General features: G+C 38.5%; 3 protein-coding genes. 2 read left to right on the forward strand and 1 reads right to left on the reverse strand.

Going from position 1 to position 8122, the window contains the following annotated elements:
• The coding region (locus HHU12_RS32230) for a hypothetical protein (RefSeq protein ID WP_169660855.1) at window positions 1-189 on the forward strand (189 nt) is incomplete at its 5' end.
• Window positions 190-290: 101 nt separating this feature from the next.
• The gene (locus HHU12_RS32235; protein WP_169660856.1) at window positions 291-7199 is read left to right on the forward strand and encodes a PKD domain-containing protein; all 6909 of its coding nucleotides are present in this window, start codon (window positions 291-293) and stop codon (window positions 7197-7199) included.
• 596 nt (window positions 7200-7795) lie between these two features.
• Here the strand turns inward: HHU12_RS32235 and HHU12_RS32240 are convergent.
• The coding region (locus HHU12_RS32240; RefSeq protein ID WP_205960056.1) for a hypothetical protein at window positions 7796-8122 on the reverse strand (327 nt) is incomplete at its 5' end.

Consider the following 8122-nt stretch of genomic DNA (forward strand, 5'->3'; position numbering starts at 1 on the left):
TTATCTCTTTTGGAAGAAATTGTACAAAATAAATACAATTTTCCTTGTTTTAATCATAAGAGAAATGAAGAAGAAGGAAGCTTGGAAGTAGTGCCTTATAAGCTAGCAGTAATGTCAGATAAATTAGTTTACAAAGTATTTCCACCTTACTCTCTCAATCAAGCATCTGGAATACCCATCATCTATTAAATAATGCATAGGAACAACTGATTGCTACTTACTTTTACCTTTTAAAATCTATACAACTGCATCTAAAGTTGTTCTTATCAGTACTATTAAAAAAACTGATAATGAAATTTCTATCTACTAAAATCATCAATTTAAAAAGACTCATCTTTTTGATATTGATCAGCTATTTTTCGCACAACCATGTCACGGCCCAGTATAATGGAGAAATGGGTCCAGCTATGACCACCCAAACTTGGCCCGCAGGTACATTTTTAGCACACTTTCCAGAAGGTGATAGAATTAATACCTACCACAGAAATTACCTGATGATTGCCGGTCAAGCAGGGACAGGAATATGGGATGTATCCAGTCCTACAACTCCTAAAAGGATACAATTTGACGAAAGAGCTAATAATGGACACCGTTGGTGGAAAATCAACGACTTGTATTGGAGGGAATATTCTGTACCTCAAACGGATGGTACAGGATACAAATACCTCGATATGTCAAATATGTTAGATCTAAAACCAGTAACTACTTCTGACTTTTTGTATACTGTGGAGTCTGGAAACCCTCACTATGATAAATTGGAAACCTTCCCTCATACGATAGATGGCAACCGAATTTATGATATGAGATCAGGAGCGTTTTTAGGAACAATGCCTGAAGCTATCGCAAAACCGGATATAGTAATGCGTATAGGTAATTACGTCTTCTATGTTCCACAAACAGGAGCCATGAGTGTTTATGACTTTGGTGACCCTACAAATGTGAAGTTTCTGGGTTCTTTTGGTGGTGATATTCCACATGAACAATACAGTACAGGGATTCAAGTATGGAGAAACAACATCATTTATATGAGTGGTAATGAAGCAGTAAACAGCATGGTAGCGTTTGATATTTCCGACCCAACCAATGTAAAACATGCTTTTGATTTATCATCTGATGAAATTACACTTGGTCGTTATATGATGTTCCAAGATGAATATGGCTTCTCAGGCCGTTTTGATAGAGGAGTAAAATTCAACTTCGAAACCATGAAAGTAGAATTAGAATTTACACCTGCCTCAGATGATGAAGTACTGCAATTTATCGATAATCAATGGATGCCTTTAGGCCATATATTAGTGGCGAGTGGAGATGGAAAAACTACTATTTTTTGTCATCAAGACGGCTTAGATATTAAACCTCCCACAGTTGGATTTCAGTTTCCAGCTCCGGGAGCAACGAATTTACCGGTAACAAGTACATTAGGCTTTGTGATCAATGAGACTTTACAAGATATTACACTGACTGACAAATCAATTCAAGTAAGCCCTCTTGGGGGAACTCCAATTGTGGGAGATGTCACATCAACCTCTTACAATGTAGTTAATTATGCACCAAGAGAGGCTTTACTTCCCAACACTACTTACGAAGTGAAATTTGTAGAAGGAGGGATCAAAGATGCAGTTGGAAATGGAATGGAGGAATATGTTTTCTACTTTACAACAGGCGGAGATGCATCGAATAAGTCGCCTGAAATCTCAGCGATCGATATGGATATCACTTCTCCTTTTCTAGCTGGAAACAAAGTCAACTTCACTGCCTCAGCAACAGATTTTGAAAATCAGGCAATGTCTTACCGTTGGGATTTTGGAGATGGTTCTCCACAAACCGCTTGGGGAACGGAAGCGGTAAGTCATACTTATCCTGCTCCGGGAAACTACACAGTTCAGGTACAAGTTTCTGATAACAATGGTGGTTTCTCTGTGAAATCTCAAAGCGTAAATGTAATTGCTGGAGTACCGGTGGAATTACCCACGCAATCTTCACCTCTTCTTGTCGATGAACTTAAACGAACGGTTTGGGTCGTAAACCCTGACAATAATTCGGTAAGTATCTTGGACGCAGATTTAATGACTTTCATAAAGGAGATACCTGTTTCATTAGATCCTGTAAGCATTGCAATGGATGGTAACCGAAAAATTTGGGTGACATGTAGAGACAATGATAAAGTATATATCATTGATGCAGATACACAGGAGGTGGATCAAATAGTAACGTTGCCAAGAGGAACATCTCCTTTTGGTGTAGTGTTTAATGCGGATGGCTCAAGAGGATTTGTGGCAGGTTATGGAAGTGGAAAAGTCATTGAATTGTCTACCGTAGATTATTCTACAGTCCAAAGTATTGAGGTAGGAACTACGTCTAGAGCGATGGCGGTGGATCCAAATACGAATACTTTATACGTGACTCAGTTTATTTCTCCACAAGAACAAGGGAATGTTTGGGAAATTGATCTGACGACTTTTACATTAAAAGACATTGCATTACCGATCGATGATTTCTCTGTCGATAATGGTAATCAAGGCAGAGGTATTCCCAATTATATTGCAGGGATTAGTATTCACCCCAATGGAGGGAATGCTTGGACTGTCGGGAAAAAAGATAATGTGTTAAGAGGTGGAATGAGAGACGGAAAACCACTAACATTTGATAATTCTGTAAGAACGTCAATTTCTCACCTTGACCTTAGTTTATCCTCAGAAATTCTAGCTGATCGTCTGGATATTGATAATCATGGTCAACCTTCTTCAGTGTGTTATACTCCTAATGGAAATTATGTATTAGTAACCATGCAAGGGAATAATCATGTGGTGGTGATTGACCCTAAAAAGGGATTGGAGTTATTGCAGAAAGATGTAGGACTTGCACCTCAAGGGATGGTATTTGATAAAGTGACCAATAAGCTGTTTGTGAAAAACTTTATGGATCGAACAGTTTCCGTTTTTGATGCCGATGCTTTGGTGAAAAATGGCAATCTACAATTGGAGGCAGTGGCTACGATTTCTACCGTTACAACTGAATTACTCACGGCTCAAGTTCTCAAAGGAAAACAAATTTTCTATGATGCCTCCAACCAGAAAATGGGTAGTGATGGCTATATCAGTTGTGCTTCTTGTCATAATGATGGTGCAGAAGATGGTCGAGTATGGGATTTTTCTGATCGAGGTGAAGGGCTCAGAAATACCATTACTTTAAAAGGAAGGGCAGGTACAGCACACGGTCCAGTTCACTGGTCGGCCAACTTTGATGAAATTCATGATTTTGAAAACGATATCAGAAACAACTTCAATGGACAAGGTTTTATGACGGATGCTGATTTTCATGCGGAAACGAATGCTCTTTCTCTTGGAACTCCTAAGGCAGGGCTTTCAGAAGACCTTGATGCTTTGGTAGCTTATATTGAATCTTTGGATGGTTTTGCCTCTAGCCCTTACAAAGAAGAAGATGGAACCCTTACAGCGGATGGCCTTGCAGGACAACAGATTTTCCAGCAATTAAAATGTGCAAGTTGTCACGGTGGTGAGCATTTTACGGATAGTAACTTGGGCATTCGCCACGATGTTGGAACTCAAGGTACAAATAGCGGAAAGCGTTTAGGAAAAGAGTTATTAGGGATAGACACTCCAACGTTAAGAGGAGTTTGGAATACAGCACCTTATCTGCATGACGGTTCAGCACTGACACTGAATGCAGTTTTTAAATCCAATAACCCAATGGATGGTCATGGAGCAACCTCTACGCTTAATCCTCAAGAATTTGATCAGTTAATCAGTTATTTAAAACAGATTGATGGGCTAGAGGAAACGACAGCACTACCGGAAGTCTCTCAGATCATTTCTCCAGCAAATGGACAAGTCATTAACAAGAACATTGAGATACCATTGGAAGTGAGTAGTACACTGCCTGGTATTACTAAAATAGAATATTATGTAGATGGTGAATTGGTAAGTACAGTAGAAACAGCTCCTTTTATTGGGGCGTGGACACCTGTCGTATGGAAAAATTATACACTCAATGCTCGTATTTTCTATAACAACGGAAATACTTCATCACTCACACCTGAAATCAAAACAACTTACAAAGGCGTAATGGATGTGATGTTTATCGTAGGCAATACGAATCTATCTCCAGATGATTTATTGATCAAAAACAGAATACAGCAACAGTTCGGTTTTAATGTACATGTATTTGATGATAATGATGTTTCTGGACCAACGATGACCAATGCTTATGACCTCCTGTTAGTTTCTTCTACAGTAGAACCAAGTATTATCGGTCAAAACATAGAAAGAACAATTATTCCAGTAATGACCTGGGATCCATTTATGTATAGTAAACTAGGATTAGCCGATGGTGATCTGGATTTAGGTTACGGTTTTACAACAGAAGGGCATTCAAAAGCAAGTATCACTAATCCACTTCATCCAATTACAAGAGGACTTGCTTCTGCTGATTCTGTAGATTTATACAGTGTGGTGCAATTTCTACCTTATGCCAATGTTTCAGAGGAAGCAACAGTAATACTCGAAGCCGAAGGTCAACCTGTATTATTCGGGTACGATCAAGGTAGTGGTATCACTTCATCAAGAAGATTGGCTTTCCCACTTCGAGATCAATTTATGCATCTATTCTCAGAAGAGGGATGGAAAATGTTTGATGCTGGCGTTATCTGGACATTGCATGGAGGAGATGCAAACACCCCTGTTCAGCAACTTCCAGATGTCTATTTTACATCACCAACTGATGGTGAATTAGTCAACGCACCGCTCAATATTTTCTTTGAGACAGAAAATTGGGCATTACCATCCACAGAATACAAACTTCGATTCAAAATTGATGGAAGTGACCGTGGATTGATCACTACAGATAGTGTTTTTCAAGATAATTCGGCCTTATCTGAAGGACCACATCTATTGACTTTCTTAATGGAAAGAAGTGATAATTCTGCAACAGATATTACAGATTCTATTTGGGTGAATGTTACAAAAGATCCTTTGCCAGAAGGTCCAACAGCCATTTTCAATTCTCCTTCCAACGGCGGATTTGTGGGGCCAGATTTTGAAGTGAAATACTCATTGTACAAGTTTGAAGTAGTGCCAGAAGGCGCACATGTAGATTTGTATATTGATGATGTGTATTATGCCTCACAGTACACTTTAGATCCAATTCCTGTAACAGATCTTGCTGGTGGAGATCACACATTAAAACTCCTTTTAGTAAATGCGGATGGTACCAATCATGGCTTGGAAGCAAATATTACAATTACAGTAGATCCATTGTTTGCCAATATGCCTCAAACACCATTTAGTATACAATACCGAGATAATTCAGCAGGGGTACTTACACAGGAATTGAAGCCAGTCATCCGTATTCACAATGACTCTTCAGATGCGGTGCTTTTGGATGATTTCACCATTCGATATTGGTTTACAAATGAAGATGTGGCCCCTATGAGTTTTGGGACAGATTACAGTAGTGTGAAAGGAGTAAGTGGTACTTTTGCGACTTCTCAAGGAGAACAATTTGTGGAACTCGCTTTTGCTTCTTCAGGAATGCTAAATGGAAAATCGAACACAGGAGAGATACAACTGAGAATGCATCAATCAGGTTATCAGATGAATGATCAAAGCAATGATTTCTCCTTCAACTCTGCTCAAACGAGTTTTGGTCCTAATGTAAAGATCACTTTATATAGAAAGGGAGAATTGGTATGGGGAATTGAACCTGTGAATGTGAATCAGTCTCCAGAAATAGTATTGTCCACATCTGCTACAGAAGGCAAGAGTCCTTTAATCGTTGATTTTGATGCAAGTGCTTCTACTGATCCAGAAGGAACAACACTTACTTATCAATGGGATTTCGGTGGAGGAAATACAAGTACTGAAAGCATAACTACCTATACTTTCAATACCGTGGGACTACAAAATGTAACATTGACAGTGACAGATGCCGATGGTATGTCAACAAAAGAAGTCATTACTATTAATGTGCTTCCAGATCAAGTGCCTCCTGTTGCAAAAATTGTGGCGGATGTAAGTAGTGGACAAGTACCTTTAGCTGTGGCATTTGATGGATCTAGCTCAAGTGATATGGATGGTATTATTATGACTTACTTATGGGAGATTGATGGAACAACAGCTACAACAGCATTGACGAATTATACCTTTACACAAGTAGGAGCCCAAAAGGTTTATTTAACGGTAACGGATGATAGTGGACTAACTTCTAAAGACTCCATCATCATTTCGGTACAAGGAGCAAATCAATTACCGGTAGCCAATTTTACCTCATCAGTCACTACAGGTTTTGCTCCACTTACAGTAGATTTTGATGCCAGTACATCCTCAGATCCAGATAATGATCCATTGACCTATAGCTGGAACTTTGGAGGAGGTAATCCAGGAACCGGCGTTACTACATCTGCTACCTTTGGAGTAGGCATCCATGAAGTTACCCTCACAGTAGATGATGGTAGAGGTGGAAGCACAAGTATTTCCCAAACCATTACAGTAGAAGTCAACCCGAATGCCCCAAGCTGTACATTTGGAACTCCTTCAGCAACCGCAATACCTGATTTAGCCAACGTGACCTATAATTATATTTATGTCTTGGGTAATGATACATGGAACCTCAATCAGGTGAAAGATGCCACAATTAATTGGAGTTTAGTCAACAATGGTCTATGGCAATTCTCCCTCAATACGAATAATGGAGTACCTAATTGGTGGGTAGATTTAACACCAAGTATCACACATACCTTGGCAGATTCACAACCGACTTTAACTTTTACTTCTTCAGGAATACCAGAGATGGATGGTACGTATTACGCAACAACGGAAGGTGATGACTTTGTCTTAGTAGAAGTCACAGGCAAGCAAACTTTATACTTCACAAATAGTACTTCAGCACCGTCTTGTGAAACATCTTCAAGTGCAAGAAAGCAGAGTGAGTTGGACTTAGAAAAAGAACTAAGCGTGAAAGTATATCCAAATCCTTTCTCTTCATCGATCTACATCCAGCCAATGGAAGGATTACAAGAAGTATGGGTATATGACATGTTAGGAGTACTCAAAGAACACCTTGTTTTCAAATCAGATCAGAGTGATCAAATCAAATTAGAAAATAAATGGGCTAATGGGCTTTACATCATTCGTGTGAAGGTTAATGGTCAATTGATTGATAAGAAAATACTTAAGTACTAGGACAAAAGTTATAGAACTTTTTTAATGAAGAATTAAGAATGTAGAATTATGGTTCGTAAAATGGATTTTGATGTGGTGCAGTGGGTATTGCAATGTCCACTGAACCATATCAAAAACATTTTATTCTTCATTAAGAAAACACTCAAGTACTTATTGTACACTATTCATCGTACACCCAGTACGCTGTATAGTGTACAGGCAGTACAGTGAATAGCGTACTGGGTGTACGGTGGGTAGTGTACGGATAGGGTGAGTTGAATAAAAGTGATTTTGTGATTAAAAACGGGACAAATACTCTTTTTTCTGAATTTCTCACAACTAATAAGGTCCGTAGACCCATAATTGAAATTTTGAGCTTTTGGGAAGGTACCTCAATTATCAACTTTGATAATGAAAGTCGAAAAGGAGGGTAGCTTCTTAAAAACCCATACCTTCAAGTCACGGTAAACGATAGAGAGTATAAAATAATCACTCTCTGAGTATGTTATTCGGTTTTTAAATTTCAGTCCTCTAAGTTAGTCGTCTAAAACTTCTAGTTGTGGTTGTTTAGAATATTAAAAAGCTCAGGAGAAAAATTGAGTTGATTACAATTTACTTTACTCATCAATCTGCTCCCTATCAAAAACAGGATTCCCTAAAAGTCTTGTATCTACATTTTCAGAGATTTCAGCATTGTAGGTGTTTTCAATTTCATTACCTTCTAAAAGTAATAAGTTCAGCTTTGTACATTTGTTGATATCAGGAGGGATACGCTTAATTTTTCCGTTGGTCATGTTTAAGTTTTCTAAGTTTTTCATTCTACCAATCCCCGTAATATCAGTGATTTGATGATTTATAACATTTAAGTCGCTTGCTTCACTATCAAAAATTCCTACAGGCATACTTTTCCATGTCACATCCCTAGCCCAAATACTTCCAACTTG

It is taken from the genome of Flammeovirga aprica JL-4, assembly GCF_012844305.1.
In the GTDB taxonomy this organism is placed as follows: Bacteria; Bacteroidota; Bacteroidia; order Cytophagales; family Flammeovirgaceae; genus Flammeovirga; species Flammeovirga aprica.